This is a genomic window from Micromonospora sp. URMC 103 (genome assembly GCF_051386435.1).
Taxonomy (GTDB): domain Bacteria; phylum Actinomycetota; class Actinomycetes; order Mycobacteriales; family Micromonosporaceae; genus Micromonospora.
In genome coordinates, this window is the sequence record NZ_JBPQTR010000005.1 from 2,371,793 (window position 1) to 2,384,829 (window position 13,037).

General features: G+C 75.8%; 11 protein-coding genes. 6 read left to right on the top strand and 5 right to left on the bottom strand.

Features of this window, described 5'->3' with window-relative positions:
- Positions 1-1,350 carry an extracellular solute-binding protein gene (locus ACSNOA_RS24125; protein ID WP_436661645.1) on the bottom strand — a complete coding sequence of 450 codons (1,350 nt, stop codon included), beginning with the start codon at positions 1,348-1,350 and terminating at the stop codon, positions 1-3.
- 187 nt (positions 1,351-1,537) lie between these two features.
- Here ACSNOA_RS24125 and ACSNOA_RS24130 point away from each other — a divergent pair, with 187 nt between their 5' ends.
- Entirely contained in the window at positions 1,538-2,257 is a 720-nt protein-coding gene (locus ACSNOA_RS24130; RefSeq protein WP_436661647.1) for a sulfite exporter TauE/SafE family protein, read from the top strand.
- A gap of 45 nt (positions 2,258-2,302) precedes the next feature.
- On the opposite strand, the gene ACSNOA_RS24135 is transcribed toward ACSNOA_RS24130, so the two are convergent.
- The 4 genes from ACSNOA_RS24135 to ACSNOA_RS24150 form a co-directional block, all read right to left on the bottom strand.
- Positions 2,303-5,677, bottom strand: a complete 3,375-nt coding sequence (locus tag ACSNOA_RS24135) for an error-prone DNA polymerase (RefSeq protein WP_436661649.1) — start codon at positions 5,675-5,677, stop codon at positions 2,303-2,305.
- A 153-nt stretch (positions 5,678-5,830) separates the two neighbouring features.
- A complete protein-coding gene (locus ACSNOA_RS24140) occupies positions 5,831-7,429 on the bottom strand; it encodes a DNA polymerase Y family protein (RefSeq protein ID WP_436661651.1) in 1,599 nt (532 codons plus the stop codon).
- Positions 7,426-8,208: a hypothetical protein gene (locus ACSNOA_RS24145; RefSeq protein WP_436661653.1), complete on the bottom strand. Its 783-nt coding sequence runs from the start codon at positions 8,206-8,208 to the stop codon at positions 7,426-7,428. Before ACSNOA_RS24145 ends, ACSNOA_RS24140 begins: the two co-directional genes overlap by 4 nt.
- 97 nt (positions 8,209-8,305) lie before the next feature.
- Positions 8,306-8,755, bottom strand: coding sequence for an SAV_6107 family HEPN domain-containing protein (locus ACSNOA_RS24150; RefSeq protein ID WP_436661654.1), 450 nt, complete (start codon positions 8,753-8,755; stop codon positions 8,306-8,308).
- 480 nt (positions 8,756-9,235) lie between these two features.
- Here ACSNOA_RS24150 and ACSNOA_RS24155 point away from each other — a divergent pair, with 480 nt between their 5' ends.
- Genes ACSNOA_RS24155 through ACSNOA_RS24175 form a run of 5 tightly spaced genes read left to right on the top strand, consistent with a single transcriptional unit; the run spans position 9,236 to position 13,028 of the window.
- The gene (locus tag ACSNOA_RS24155) at positions 9,236-9,724 is read left to right on the top strand and encodes a YbaK/EbsC family protein (protein ID WP_436661656.1); all 489 of its coding nucleotides are present in this window, start codon (positions 9,236-9,238) and stop codon (positions 9,722-9,724) included.
- A gap of 52 nt (positions 9,725-9,776) precedes the next feature.
- The gene (locus ACSNOA_RS24160; protein ID WP_436661658.1) at positions 9,777-10,508 is read left to right on the top strand and encodes a monooxygenase; all 732 of its coding nucleotides are present in this window, start codon (positions 9,777-9,779) and stop codon (positions 10,506-10,508) included.
- A complete protein-coding gene (locus ACSNOA_RS24165; RefSeq protein WP_436661659.1) occupies positions 10,505-11,056 on the top strand; it encodes a GNAT family N-acetyltransferase in 552 nt (183 codons plus the stop codon). The genes ACSNOA_RS24160 and ACSNOA_RS24165 overlap by 4 nt, the downstream gene beginning before the upstream one ends.
- Positions 11,053-11,904: a carotenoid biosynthesis protein gene (locus tag ACSNOA_RS24170; RefSeq protein ID WP_436661661.1), complete on the top strand. Its 852-nt coding sequence runs from the start codon at positions 11,053-11,055 to the stop codon at positions 11,902-11,904. Before ACSNOA_RS24165 ends, ACSNOA_RS24170 begins: the two co-directional genes overlap by 4 nt.
- Positions 11,901-13,028 (top strand): glycosyltransferase, encoded by a 1,128-nt coding sequence (locus ACSNOA_RS24175; RefSeq protein ID WP_436661663.1) that lies wholly within the window; start codon positions 11,901-11,903, stop codon positions 13,026-13,028. The genes ACSNOA_RS24170 and ACSNOA_RS24175 overlap by 4 nt, the downstream gene beginning before the upstream one ends.
- The last annotated feature ends 9 nt before the right edge of the window (positions 13,029-13,037 follow it).

Below are 13,037 nucleotides of genomic sequence, written 5' to 3' on the forward strand. Positions count from 1 at the left end.
CTACTTCGCGGCCTTGTCCAGCGCGGCCGTGGCCTCCTGCTGGGCGCGCGCCAGCGCCTCGGCCGGCTGCGCCTGGCCGGCGAGCACCCGGTTCACCGCGTCGTACCAGGCCTTGTCGAACTCGGCTCCGGCCGGCGAGGCCGGCATGGCGAACGCGACGTCCTGCACCGAGCGGATGGTCGCCACGGCGTCGTCGAACCGCTTGTTGCCGGTCGGCTGGTACAGCTCGTCGAAGATCTTCTTGTCCGCCTCCGCGTTGCCGGTCCACACCCCGGTGAACGGCTGACCGGCCGCCTTGCGGGCGTCGGCCCGCGCCTTCGCGGCGGCCAGCCAGGTGTCGGTGGCCGTCATCTGCTTCACGAACGCGCAGGCGGCGTCCGGGTTCTTGGCGCCCTTGGTGATCACCCACGCCTGCCCGGCGGACATGGTGAGCGGGTTGCCCTGCCGGTCCACGAACGGCTTGACCACGAGCTCTGCCTTCGGGCTGTTCTTGGCCGCCTGGTTGAGGAACCACTCCTCCATCGGCCAGGCGACGATCTGGTTCTTGACCAGCGGGTTCTGCGCCCCGAAGAAGTCGAACGTGTCCCGGAAGGACTTGAACTTGCCGAACCCACCCTGGTCCTGGACGAGCTTCAGGCCGGTGGTCAGCGCCTCGACCACCTTGGGGTCGTCCAGCCGGGCGGTCCGTCCGTCCTGGCTGATCATGTCGACCCCGTTCGCCTTGGCCCACATGGGCAGGAACTCCGGGATCTTCGGGTCTATTCCGATCCGGGTGAGCCGGCCGCCGGAGACGTTCGCGAGCTTCGCGTTGAGCGCCGGCAGCCCCGCCCAGTCGGCCACGTTCACGTCGTCGACGGTCAGCCCGGCCTGCCGGAGCAGGCTCTCATTCAGGTAGAGCACCCGGACGCTGGAGAACTCCGGGATCGCGTAGACGGTGCCATCGAGGGTGACCTGGTTGCGGGCGGCGGGCCGGTACTGCGCCATGTCGATCTTCTGCTTCGAGACGCAGTCGGTGAGCGGCTGGATCGAGCCGCGGGTCGCGTACGTGCCGATCAGCTTGCGGTCCATGTAGACCAGGTCCGGCGGGTTGCCCGACGCCACCGCGGACAGGAACTGCTGCTCGTCGAACGCGCCCTCGGTGATCTTCAGATCCACGCCCGGGTGGTCCCGCTTGAACGCGTCGACACGGGTGCTGGCGATCTCGTCGGAGAGGCCGAACCCCATCGTGCTGAGCGTGCCCTTGGCGGCGGTGCCGCCGGCGTCATCGTCGCCGCCGCCGACTCCCCCGCAACCGCTGACCGCCAGGGCGAGCACCCCGGCGATCGCGGTCGCCCGCAGTTTCCGTGACATGGCATCCTCCTGAGACCGCCCGGGCAGCCCTGCCCGCGCGGACCAGCACTTCTCCGGTTCTCCGGAATTTCAAACCCCCATCCGCCCGATCCGGCGCGGAGTGCCACCGGTGAAGACGATGTGGTCCGGGTCTCGCCGGGAACGGGTCGCCGCCCGGCCCGCCCGCCGACCGGTCAGGCTCGTCGGCGTGCTCCTACCGCTCGCCGCGTTCGGCATCGTCCTGGTCGGCGCGTTCGCCCAGGCGGTCAGCGGGTTCGGCTACGCGCTCGTGACCGTTCCGCTGCTCGCCGCGACGATCGATCCCCGCGCCGCGGTCGTGGTCTCCGCCCTGACCAGCATCGGGCTGACCCTCACGGCCGCCGTACGCGAACGCGCGTACGCCCGCTGGCGGGTCGCCGCGCTCCTCAACGGCACCGCGCTGCTCGGCCTGCCGCTCGGCCTGCTGGTGCTCGCCCGGGCGCCGGAGCGGGTGCTCAGCGCACTCATCGCGGTGGTGGTGCTCGGCTGCGTCGCCCTCGTCGGGCTCGGCGTCCGGATGCGCACCGGCCCGGTGGGGCTCGGCGCGGTCGGCGTGCTCGTGGGCGTGCTCACGGCCGCCACCGGCACCAACGGGCCACCGCTGGTCGCCGCGTTCCACTCGCTCGGCTACGACCCGCGCACCTTCCGGGCGACGGTGGCCGCGACGTTCGCCGGCACCGGCCTCATGGGACTGGGCGGATTCGTGCTCGCCGGCCAGGTGCACGCCGACCTGGTGCGGATCTCCCTCGTGGCGCTGCCCGCCGTACCGCTGGGCTGGTGGCTGGGCAACCGGCTGTTCCACCGGATCGACCCGGTGGTGTTCCGGCGGATCGTGCTGGTCGGCCTGCTCGGCAGCGCCGGCACGGCGCTCGCCGGCCTGGCCGGCTGACGGGGGCCCACGCCGCTTCCGACACCGGGCGTGCCACGGGCGGGGTCAGCGGAAGTCGCGGGAGGCGGGACTGACCGGCGGCTCGATCGCGTCCAGCCGGTCGGCGACCAGGTTGACCACCCCCTCGTGCCGCTCCAGCCGCCCCCGCACCACGAGCCCGGCGCTCGTCCGGGCCACCCGCCGGTAGCGCTGCCACAACCCGGGCGAGCAGGTGACGTTGAGCATGCCGGTCTCGTCCTCCAGGTTGAGGAACGTGACCCCGCTGGCGGTCGCCGGCCGCTGCCGGTGGGTCACGATCCCGCCGACGCGGATCCGCTGGCCGGGCTCCACCCGGCCGAGCCGGGCGATCGGCACCGCGCCGAGGGCGTCCAACCGGTCGCGGATGAACCGGGCCGGGTGGCTCTCCGGGGACAGGCCGGTGGCCCAGACGTCGGCGACCAGCCGGTCCACCGCCTCCATCCCGGGCAGGGTGGGCGGGGACGTGCCGGTCACCGTGCCGGGCAGCCGGCCCGGCCGGTCCTGCGCCGCCGCGCCGGCGGCCCAGAGGGCCTGCCGGCGGGTCAGCCCGAAACAGGCGAAGGCGTCCGCGGTGGCCAGCGCCTCCAGCTGCGCGGCCGTCAGGCCGACCCGTCGGGCCAGGTCCGGCATGTCGCGGTACGGCCCGCCCGCCGTCCGCTCCGCCTCGATGCGCTCGGCCACGTCGTCGCCGAGGGTACGGACGCTGGACAGCCCGAGCCGGACGGCGGGACCACCCAGCCCCCAGGCGTGCGGCGGCTCCCCCGGCACGCTGCCCCACCGGGTGTCCGGGGTGGACTCCAGCACCGCCTTCGCCCCGCTCGCGTTGATGTCCGGTCGGCGCACCTCCACCCCGTGCCGGCGGGCGTCGTCGACCAGGGTCTGCGGCGAGTAGAAGCCCATCGGCTGGGCGTTGAGCAGCGCAGCCAGGAACGGCCCCGGGTGGTAGCGCTTGAGCCAGGAACTCGCGTAGACCAGGTAGGCGAAGCTCATGGCGTGGCTCTCCGGGAAGCCGTAGCTCGCGAACGCGGTGAGCTTGCGGTAGACGTCGTCGGCCAGCTCGCCGGTGATGCCCCGCTCGGCCATGCCGGCGTAGAGCCGGTCGGCGATCTTCGCCATCCGTTCCACCGAACGCTTGGCCCCCATGGCCCGGCGCAACTGGTCGGCGCCGGCCGCGTCGAAGCCCGCCAGGTCGATGGCGAGCTGCATGAGCTGCTCCTGGAACAGCGGCACGCCGAGGGTCTTCTCCAGGGCGTTGCGCATCAGCGGGTGCGCGAAGGTCACCGGCTCCTGGCCGTTGCGGCGCCGGATGTACGGGTGCACCGAGCCGCCCTGGATGGGGCCGGGACGGATCAGCGCCACCTCGACCACCAGGTCGTAGAACTCGCGCGGTTTGAGCCGGGGCAGGGTGGCCATCTGCGCCCGGCTCTCCACCTGGAACACCCCCACCGAGTCGGCCCGGCAGAGCATGTCGTAGACCTCCGGGTCGTCCAGCGTCATGTCGCCGAGGTCCAGACTCATCCCGATCATGTCGTAGCCGTAGTGCAGCGCGGAGAGCATGCCGAGGCCGAGCAGGTCGAACTTGACCAGGCCGACGGCGGCGCAGTCGTCCTTGTCCCACTGGAGCACGCTGCGGCCGGGCATCCGCCCCCACTCCACCGGGCAGACCTCGATGACCGGGCGGTCGCAGATCACCATCCCACCGGAGTGGATGCCCAGGTGCCGGGGGAACGTCTGCAGCTCGTTGGCGTACTCGACGACCTGCTCGGGGATGTCCTCCACGTCGACCGGGGCGACCGAGCCCCACCGGTCGATCTGCTTGCTCCAGGCGTCCTGCTGGCCCGGTGAGAAGCCGAACGCCTTGGCCACGTCCCGCACCGCCGACCGGGGCCGGTACGAGATGACGTTGGCCACCTGGGCGGTGTGCTCCCGGCCGTAGCGGGCGTAGACGTGCTGGATGACCTCCTCCCGGCGGTCGGACTCGATGTCCACGTCGATGTCGGGCGGGCCGTCCCGCTCGGGGGCGAGGAACCGCTCGAAGAGCAGCCGGTGCCGGACCGCGTCGACGTTGGTGATCCGCAGCGCGTAGCAGACCGCCGAGTTGGCCGCCGAGCCCCGGCCCTGGCAGTAGATGTCCTGCTCGCGGCAGAACGTGACGATGTCGTAGACCACCAGGAAGTAACCGGGGAAGCCCAGCGTCTCGATCATGTCCAGCTCGTGGTCGAGCTGCGCGTACGCCGTCGGGTGCGCCTCCCGCGGGCCGTAGCGCTCCCGCGCCCCCCGCTCGGTCAGGTGGCGCAGCCAGCTCATCTCGGTGTGCCCCGGCGGCACCGGGTACGCCGGCAGCTCCGGCGCGACCAGCTGGAGGTCGAAGGCCAGCTCGGCGCCGAACTCCGCGGCCCGGGCCACCGCGCCCGGGTACGCGGCGAACCGGGCCGCCATCTCGGCCCCGCTGCGCAGGTGGGCGGTGGCGGCGGCGGGCAGCCAGCCGTCGATCTCGTCGAGGCTGCGCCGGGCGCGGACGGCCGCCACGGTGGTGGCGAGCCGCCGCCGCCCCGGGGTCGCGTAGTGCACGTTGTTGGTGGCCACCGTGGGCAGGCCCGCCGCGGCCGCCAGCTCGGCGAGCGCGTCGTTGCGGTCCGCGTCGACCGGGTGGCCGTGGTCGGTGAGCTCCACCGCGACCGTCTCCGCGCCGAAGAGCGCGGTCAGCCGGTCCAGTTCGCGGGCCGCCGCGTCGACGCCCTCGGTGAGCAGCGCCGCCGGCACGTGCCCCTTGCGGCAGCCGGTGAGCACCAGCACGTGGTCGCGCAGCTCGGCGGCCACCTCCTCCAGCTCGCCGTAGACCGGGCGGCCCTTCTCGCCGCCGCGCAGCTGGGCCCGGGCGATCGTGCTGGCCAGCCGGGCGTACCCCTCGTGACCGTGGGCCAGCACGAGCAGGTGCCGCCCGAGCGGGTCCGGTTCGCCGTTCTGCGGGCCGGGCAGCCCGAGGGAGAGTTCGGCGCCGAAGATGGTGGGCAGGTGCAGCGCCCGGGCTGCCTCGGCGAAGCGCACCACGCCGTAGAAGCCGTCGTGGTCGGTGACGGCGAGCGCCGTGAGCCCCAGCCGGGCCGCCTCCTCGGCCAGCTCCTCCGGGTGGCTCGCCCCGTCGAGGAAGCTGAAGTTGGTGTGCGCGTGCAGTTCCGCGTACGGGACGGCGCCCTCGGGGCGGGTCACCGCGGGCGGCTCGTACTGCTCCCGCTTGCGGCTCCAGGCGGGGCTGTCGCCGCCGTCGGCGTCCACGGCGAGCGGGTCGACCACGTGCAGGTGCCGCTCGTCGCGGGACCGCCCCCGGCCGGCGCCGCCGGGGTGTCCGGAAAGCACCCGTTCCAGCTCGGACCAGGGCATCTTCGGGTTGTGGAAGCTCATCCGGCCACCCGTGACGCCGTCGGCCCGCGCCCTGCGGACGGTGTCTTCGACGAGCGTGATGCCTCAGAGGCATATTGATGACGCAGAGGCATCAGGTCGTCGGGCGCAGGCGTCCACCGCCGGGACACGCCCGGGGACCGCAGCCCGTCGCGCTCAGTCATAGATCGCCTCCACCAGCCACTGCCCCGCCTCGACGGCGAGCAGCAGGGCGGTGCCGTCGGCGAGGCCGACCTGGAACCGCGCCCGGCGGCGGGCCTCGGCCGGCGCCCACCAGCGCTCGTCGACCGGCCACGGCCCGGCCCATCCGGTGATCTCGGCCGGGCGGCCGGTGCCGACGGTCAGCCGGGCGGGTGCGGCGCTGAGCTGGAGCCGGGCGTTGACCGCCACGGGCTCGCCGGCCGCGTCGTGCACGGTCGCCGCGAGCGGGGCGGGCAGCACCACGGCCGGCGCGGGCGGCGGCAGCCGGCCGGGCCACGGCGGCTCCCCCGACCGCACCGGCTCACCGGGGAGCGGCGGCCCACCGGGGCGCGCCGGCAGCCGCTCGTCGCCCCACGGCACCAGCCGCACCTGGTCGGCCGGGGACCGGCCGCCGCCGAGCACCGCGGTGAGCACCGCCTCCGGGCCGAGGATGCCCTGCACACGGCTCAACGCACGGTGCGCCCGCTCCCGCTCCTCGCCGGTCTCCCCCCACAGGCCGGGTTGCAGGCCGGCCTGGGCGAGCACCCCGTCCGGGACCAGCCGCAGCCGGATGATCCCCGCCGTCGGGCGGGACCGGCCGGCGCCACCACGCCCGCTGCTCCCCGTGAGCCAGCCGTCGAGCTGCCAGCGGACCCGGTCGGCGATGGCCGCGGCCGTCAGCAGGCCGTCGTGGCGCCAGACCCGGTGCAGCTCCTGGCCGTGCGCCGTGACCGCCTCGATGCCGAGCCGGGTGCAGGCCAGCCCGTGCCCGGCCAGCCGGTCGTGCAGCTGTTCGGCCAGCGCCCGGGCCGCGAACGCCGCGGCGTCGACCCGGTCGACCGGCTCGTCGTACTCGGCGGTCACCGTCAGGTCGGCCGGTGGCTGGCGGACGGCGAGCGGGCGGTCGTCCCGCCCGGCGGCCAGCCGGTGGGCCAGCGCGCCGTCGAACCCGAACCGGGCCAGCACGTCGCCGGCGGGCAGCGCCGCGAAGTCACCGAGGGTACGCACCCCGAGCCGGCGCAGCAGGTCGGCCAGGGCCGGCCGGCCCAGCGCCTCGACGGAAAGCCCGGCGAGGAACGCCGGGGTCCCACCGGGCGGGACGATCCGCCCGGTGCGGGCCGCCAGCCCGGCGGCGAAGACGCCGTCGGCGATCCCCACCTGGCTCTCCACCGCGCAGGTCTGGGCGACGTGTTCGATGATCCGTTCGGCGGCCGCCTCCTCACCGCCGAGGTAGCGGCTCGGCCCGCGGGCGGGCAGCGCGCAGGCGCCGGGGCGGACCACCTCCACGCCGGCCACCAGGTCCTCCACCGCGGCGAGCACCGGCTCGAACGCCCGGGCGTCGCGCCCCGGGTCGTACTCGACGACGGTCAACTGGGGGCAGCGGCCCTGCGCCTCCCGTTTGCGCAGGCCCCGCCGCACCCCCTCGGCCCGGGCCCGCTCGGAGCACGCCACCACACGGTTGGCGTGCAGGACGGCCACCGGGCCGGTGGCCGGCACCCCGTCGACGATCTCGGCGGCGAGCACCGGCCAGTCCGGGCACCAGAGCAGCAGGGTGCGTACCGGCGCGTCGGTCATGCCGGACCGACCAGGGTGAGCGCGCCCCGGCGGGACACCGCGGCGACGGTGCGGCCGGGTGCGGCCACCGGGCGGAGCCGGGCGGCGGCCGGACGGCCCGCGGTGGGCGCGACGCGGGGAATCACCCGGGTCAGCTCGTCGCCGGGTAGCCAGACCGTGACCTCCTTGGGGCGGGCCGCGGCCCCCCGCCCTCGCGCCGAGACCGTGACCTCCCGGCGACGCAGCCGGCCCCGGCCCGACCCGAGCCCCTCCCAGGCCCCCCGGACCACCTGCAACGTCACGTCCGCGCCGTCCCACCGGCCGTACGGGACGAGCACGCAGCCGCGCTGCCGGGCCCGGGCGGCCAGCCGGTTGGCGACCGAGGAGGAGACGGCGGCGGGCACCGCGGTGACCACGACGTCCACCCCGTCGATCAGCGCGGCGATGACGGTGGCCCAGTCGGGCCCCGGAGCCGGCACGAGGGCGACCCGGTCCAGGGCGATCCCGAGTTCGGCGGCGGCGTTCGCCCCGAACGTCGGCACCCCGACCACGGCGCACCACGAACCGGCCCGGGACGCCTCGGCGAGCAGCGCCAGCACCAGCGAGGTGCCGCCGCTGCGCCGTGGTTGGCCGGCGGCGATCGCGATGGTGCTGCCACGGCGCATCCCCCGGCTGGGGAGCAGCCCGGTCAGCTCGGGAGCCACGGGCAGGACCCGGTGGCCGCCCGCCGGGTCCGGCGCGCTCGCCGGACGGACCAGACCGGCCAGTGCGGCGGAACCGACCACCATGCGGCCCGCCATCGGACCAACCCCCCGTCGTTGCTGCTGGATCAGGTGTTGCTGCCGGGCACCACCCGGCGTCGGCCCCGCGGGGCCGACGGACGCGCCGCGCGGCGGATCAGGCGGCGAGCCCGTCGAGCGCCGGTTGGTGGGCCACGCCGAGCGCGGTCTCCACCACCGCGACGAACTGTTCGGCGGCGCGGAGCAGGTCGTCCGCCTCCCGGGCGCTCACCACCCGGGGGATGCCGGCCTCGGCGGCGGCTCGTTTGCCGGCGCCGGCGGCGAAGTAGCGGGACCACTCGTCGAGCTCGGGGGCGACGGCGGAGAGCAGGACCCAGACGCTGGTGATGCCGTTGCGCCGGGTGGGGGCGGGCCGGGCGCGGGCGGCGAGCATCGCCGCGGCCGCGCGCAGCGCGGCCAGGTGGGCGGCGGCGTAGCGGAGGCCGTCGGGGCGGGTCTGGCCGGCCTCGGTCAGCCCGTGCCGGGCCACCGTGAGCAGCTGGGCGGGGGTGCGGTGCGGCAGCACGTGCGCCGGCACCGTCGGTGGCTGGGCCGGGTTGGTCGGCATGGGACTGTCTCCTCCACGTGGCCGAGGCGGCCGACCAGCGGCGGACGTTCCGCCGGCGGGCGCCGGGTCGAGTGGTGCGGAGGAAGACGCACCGGTGTGGGGCCGGCCGGGTGTGGACGCTTCCCCACACCACACCCGGCCGGCGTACCGGCGGGTTCGTCGCCCGCCGCCCGGGGGTCGTGGGCGGCGGGCGACGCTCCTGCCTGATCGGGTCCGGGCTCGCGACTGCCCGGGTCCCAGGTGCGGCCCGCGGTGCCGCACCGGCCCGGAGCCGTGCCGCGAAACACCGCTCCGGGGAGGTTGGAACGAACGTTCGAGGCAATCGAACACTCGTTCTAACTACTGCTGACAGTACACCTCCCCTCCGACGAAAATGCAACGTGTGACGCGCCGGCCCTCCCGGGCCGTCCTCCCGCAGAGGGGCCGGGATACGGCGTGCCCGGGCGGGACCGCCCGGAGTCGACCAGCGACAATGACCGCATGCAGCCACACCCGAACGTACGGGCGGTGCAGGACGCGCTGGCCGGCGCGGACGCACGGGACGCCTCCGGCACGCCCAGCACGGTCCGCCTGCTGCCCGAGGCCGTGCACACCGCCGCGGCCGCCGCCGAGGCGCTCGGCGTCGACGTCGGCCAGATCGCCAACTCGCTCATCTTCGAAGCCGACGGCGCGCCGCTGCTCGTGCTCACCTCCGGCGCGCACCGCGTGGACCCCGCGGGCCTGGCCGCGTCGAACGGGTTCACCCGGCTGCGCCGGGCCAGCCCGGAGTTCGTCCGTGAGCACACCGGGCAGCCGATCGGCGGCGTGGCCCCACTCGGGCACCCCCGACCGCTGCGCACGCTCGTGGACACCGCGCTGGCCACGCACCACGAGATCTGGGCGGCCGGCGGCGTGCCCCGGGCGGTCTTCCCGACGACCTACACCGAACTGCTCCGGATCACCGGCGGCATCCCGGCCGAGGTGGCGTGAGCGAGCGGGCCGTCCGGCACCGCAGCGGGCCGCCACGCGCCGGAGCGGCGACGTGAGCGACGCACCGCTGGTCACCCTGCACGTGTGGCGGACCGCCCCGGCCGCGCTGCCCCGGGTGCTGGCCCGCATGGCGTCCGATCCGCGCCGGCTGCGCGCCACCCCCGGCGTACGGTTCGCCAAGCTGCTCGGCACGGGGGCCGGCACCGGTTTCGGACCGGGCGACGTCGATCCGACCCGGTGGGCGGCGCTGACCGTCTGGGACTCCCCCGCCGCGGCGGCCGGCTTCGACGACACACCGGTCGCGCGCGCCTGGGCCCGGGTCGCCCGCTCCGCCGTCCGGGTCGACCTGCGCCCGCTGGCCAGCCGGGGCGAGTGGTCGCGCCGGCGCCCGTTCGGCGAACCGTCCGGCGACCGGGTCACCGGCCCGGTGCTCGCGCTGACCCGGGCCCGGTTGCGACCGCGCCGGGCGGTCACCTTCTGGCGGGCGGTCCCGCCGGTCGCGGCGGCCCTGCGCACCGCGCCCGGCCTGCTGGCCCGGTTCGGTGTCGGCGAGGCTCCGCTCGGCTGGCAGGGCACGGTGAGCGTGTGGCGCGACGCGGCGGACCTCGTGGCGTTCGCGTACCGTCACCCGGAGCACCGTTCGGCGATCACGCGGACCCCCACCGAGGGCTGGTACGCCGAGGAGCTCTTCGCGCGGTTCGCGGTACGCGGTGTGGTCGGCGACCGCACGGTGCTGGGCTGGGTCGCGGGCGGCGACGAGGACACGAGAGGTGGGTGGGCATGAGGCTGGTGCGGTGGACCCCGGACGATCTCCTCCGACGGCTGGACGACGTGGTGGCCGTCTACGGCGAGGCGATGGGCTACCGGACCGACCTGCTGGAGGCCCGCCTCGGCTACATCGCCACCCACGCACGCCGGCCCGGGTTCCGCGCGGTGGCGAGCCTCACGAGCGAGGGCCACCTCGCCGGGTTCGGGTACGGCTACCGCGGCGCCTCCGGGCAGTGGTGGCACGACCAGGTGCAGCGCGCGCTCGACCCGGCGGCCCGGGAACGCTGGCTGACCGACTGCTTCGAGGTCGTCGAGCTGCACGTCCGGCCGCCGGCGCAGGGGCACGGGCTGGGCGCGCGGCAGCTGCGCGCGCTGCTCGGCATGGCCGAGGGGACCACCACCCTGCTCTCCACTCCGGAGGCCGACGAGAAGACGTCCCGTGCCTGGCGGCTGTACCGCCGGTTCGGTTTCACCGACGTGCTGCGCGACTTCCACTTCCCCGGCGACGAGCGGCCGTTCGGCGTACTCGGCCGGGACCTGCCGCTCGAGCCTCCCGCCGCATGATCCGGCGGCGGTCACCCTGGGCGCTGCTGGCCGTCCTGGTGCTCGCCCAGATCTGCTACCCGCTGACCGCCGGCACGACCCGAGCGCGGCTCACCGTGGCCACCGTGGTCCTCGGCTACCTGCTCTCGGTGGGCCACGCCCTGCTCAGCCGGGGGCCGCGGGCCGCCGCGGCGCTGGTCGTGGTGGCCACCGGGGGCGGGTTCGCCGTCGAGGCCGTCGGGGTGACCACCGGGGTGCCGTTCGGCAGCTACGACTACTCGGGCGAGCTGGGGCCGAAGCTGGCCGGCGTGCCGCTGATCATCCCGCTGGCCTGGACCTGGATGGCCTGGCCGGCCTGGCTGGCGGCGGTACGGCTCACCACCCCGCGCGCCGGGTCACCGGCCCCGGCCGCCGGTCGGCTCGTGGCCGGGCGGGTCGCCCTGGCCGCGGTGGGGCTCGCCACCTGGGACCTCTTCCTCGATCCGCAGATGGTCGACGAGGGCTACTGGCGCTGGCGGGACGCCGTTCCGGCCCTGCCCGGCCTGCCCGGCGTCCCGGTCAGCAACTACCTGGGCTGGCTGCTGTTCGCGCTGGTGCTCATGAGCGCGCTGCGACCGCTCGCCGGGCCGGCCACGGCGGTCACCGACGGGCGGGACGCCCCGATGCTGGCGCTCTACCTCTGGACGTACGCCTCGAGCGTGCTGGCCCACGCGGTCTTCCTGGACCTGCCCGCGTCGGCGCTCTGGGGCGCGCTCGGCATGGGGGTGACCGCCGTGCCGCTGGCGGTGGCGTTGCTGCTGCGTGCCGCGCGGCCGGGCGGCGGGCCGCAGAAGCGACGGCAACCCTCCGGCGTCGACGCGGCCGCATGACGTACGTCGTCGCGCTCACTCTCGGCGTCGCCGCGCTGACCGGCCACACGCTGGTCAACGCCACGCGCTGGCTGCGCCGCCCCGCCCCGCCCGCGGCCGGCGTGACCGAGCCGGTGGCCGTGCTGCTGCCGCTGCGCGACGAGGCCACCCGTGTCGGCCCCTGCCTGGCGGCCCTGCTCGACCAGCGGGGGGTGCCCGACCTGCGGATCGTGGTGCTCGACGACGGGTCCACCGACGGCACGGCCGACGTGGTCCGCGCGATCGTGGGCGACGACCCGCGAGTCACCCTGCTCGACGGGGCACCGCTCCCGCCGGGCTGGCTGGGCAAGCCGTACGCCTGCTGGCAGCTCGCCGCCCGGGCGGACCCGGCGGCCACCGTGCTGGTCTTCGTCGACGCCGACGTGGTGCTCGCGCCGCACGCCGTGGCGGCGGCGGTCGCCGAGCTGCGCGCGGCGGGCGCGACGCTGCTGTCGCCGTACCCCCGGATCGTGGCGACGACGGCGGCCGACCGGCTCGTCCAGCCGCTGCTGCAGTGGCTCTGGCTGACCTTCCTGCCGCTGCGGGCCGTGGAACGGTCCCCGCGGCCGTCGCTGGCCGCGGCCGGCGGGCAGTTCCTGGTTGTGGACCGGGCCGGCTACCTGCGGGCGGGCGGGCACGCGGCCGTCGCCGACCGGATCCTGGAGGACATCGAGCTGGCCCGGACCGTCAAACGCTCCGGCGGGCGGATCGCGCTGGCCGACGGCTCACGGCTGGCGGCCTGCTGGATGTACGCGGACTGGCCGCAGCTGCGCGACGGCTACACGAAGTCGCTCTGGGCCAGCTTCGGGCACCCCGGGGCGGCGGCCGCCGCGATGGCCCTGCTGTTCCTGCTGTACGTCGCGCCGCCGCTGCTCGCGGTGGCCGCGCTCGCGGCCGGGTCGGCCGCGGTGGCGCTGGTCGCGGTGGTCGCGTACCTGCTCGGAGTGGCCGGGCGGATCGTCACGGCCCGCGCCACCGGGGGCCGGTGGTGGCCCGACGCGCTGGCACACCCCGTGTCGGTCGGGTTACTCGGTTGGCTGACCCTGCGGTCGTACCATCTGCGCAAGCGGCGGCGGCTGTCCTGGCGGGGCCGCCCGGTCAGCTAGGAGGCGCGG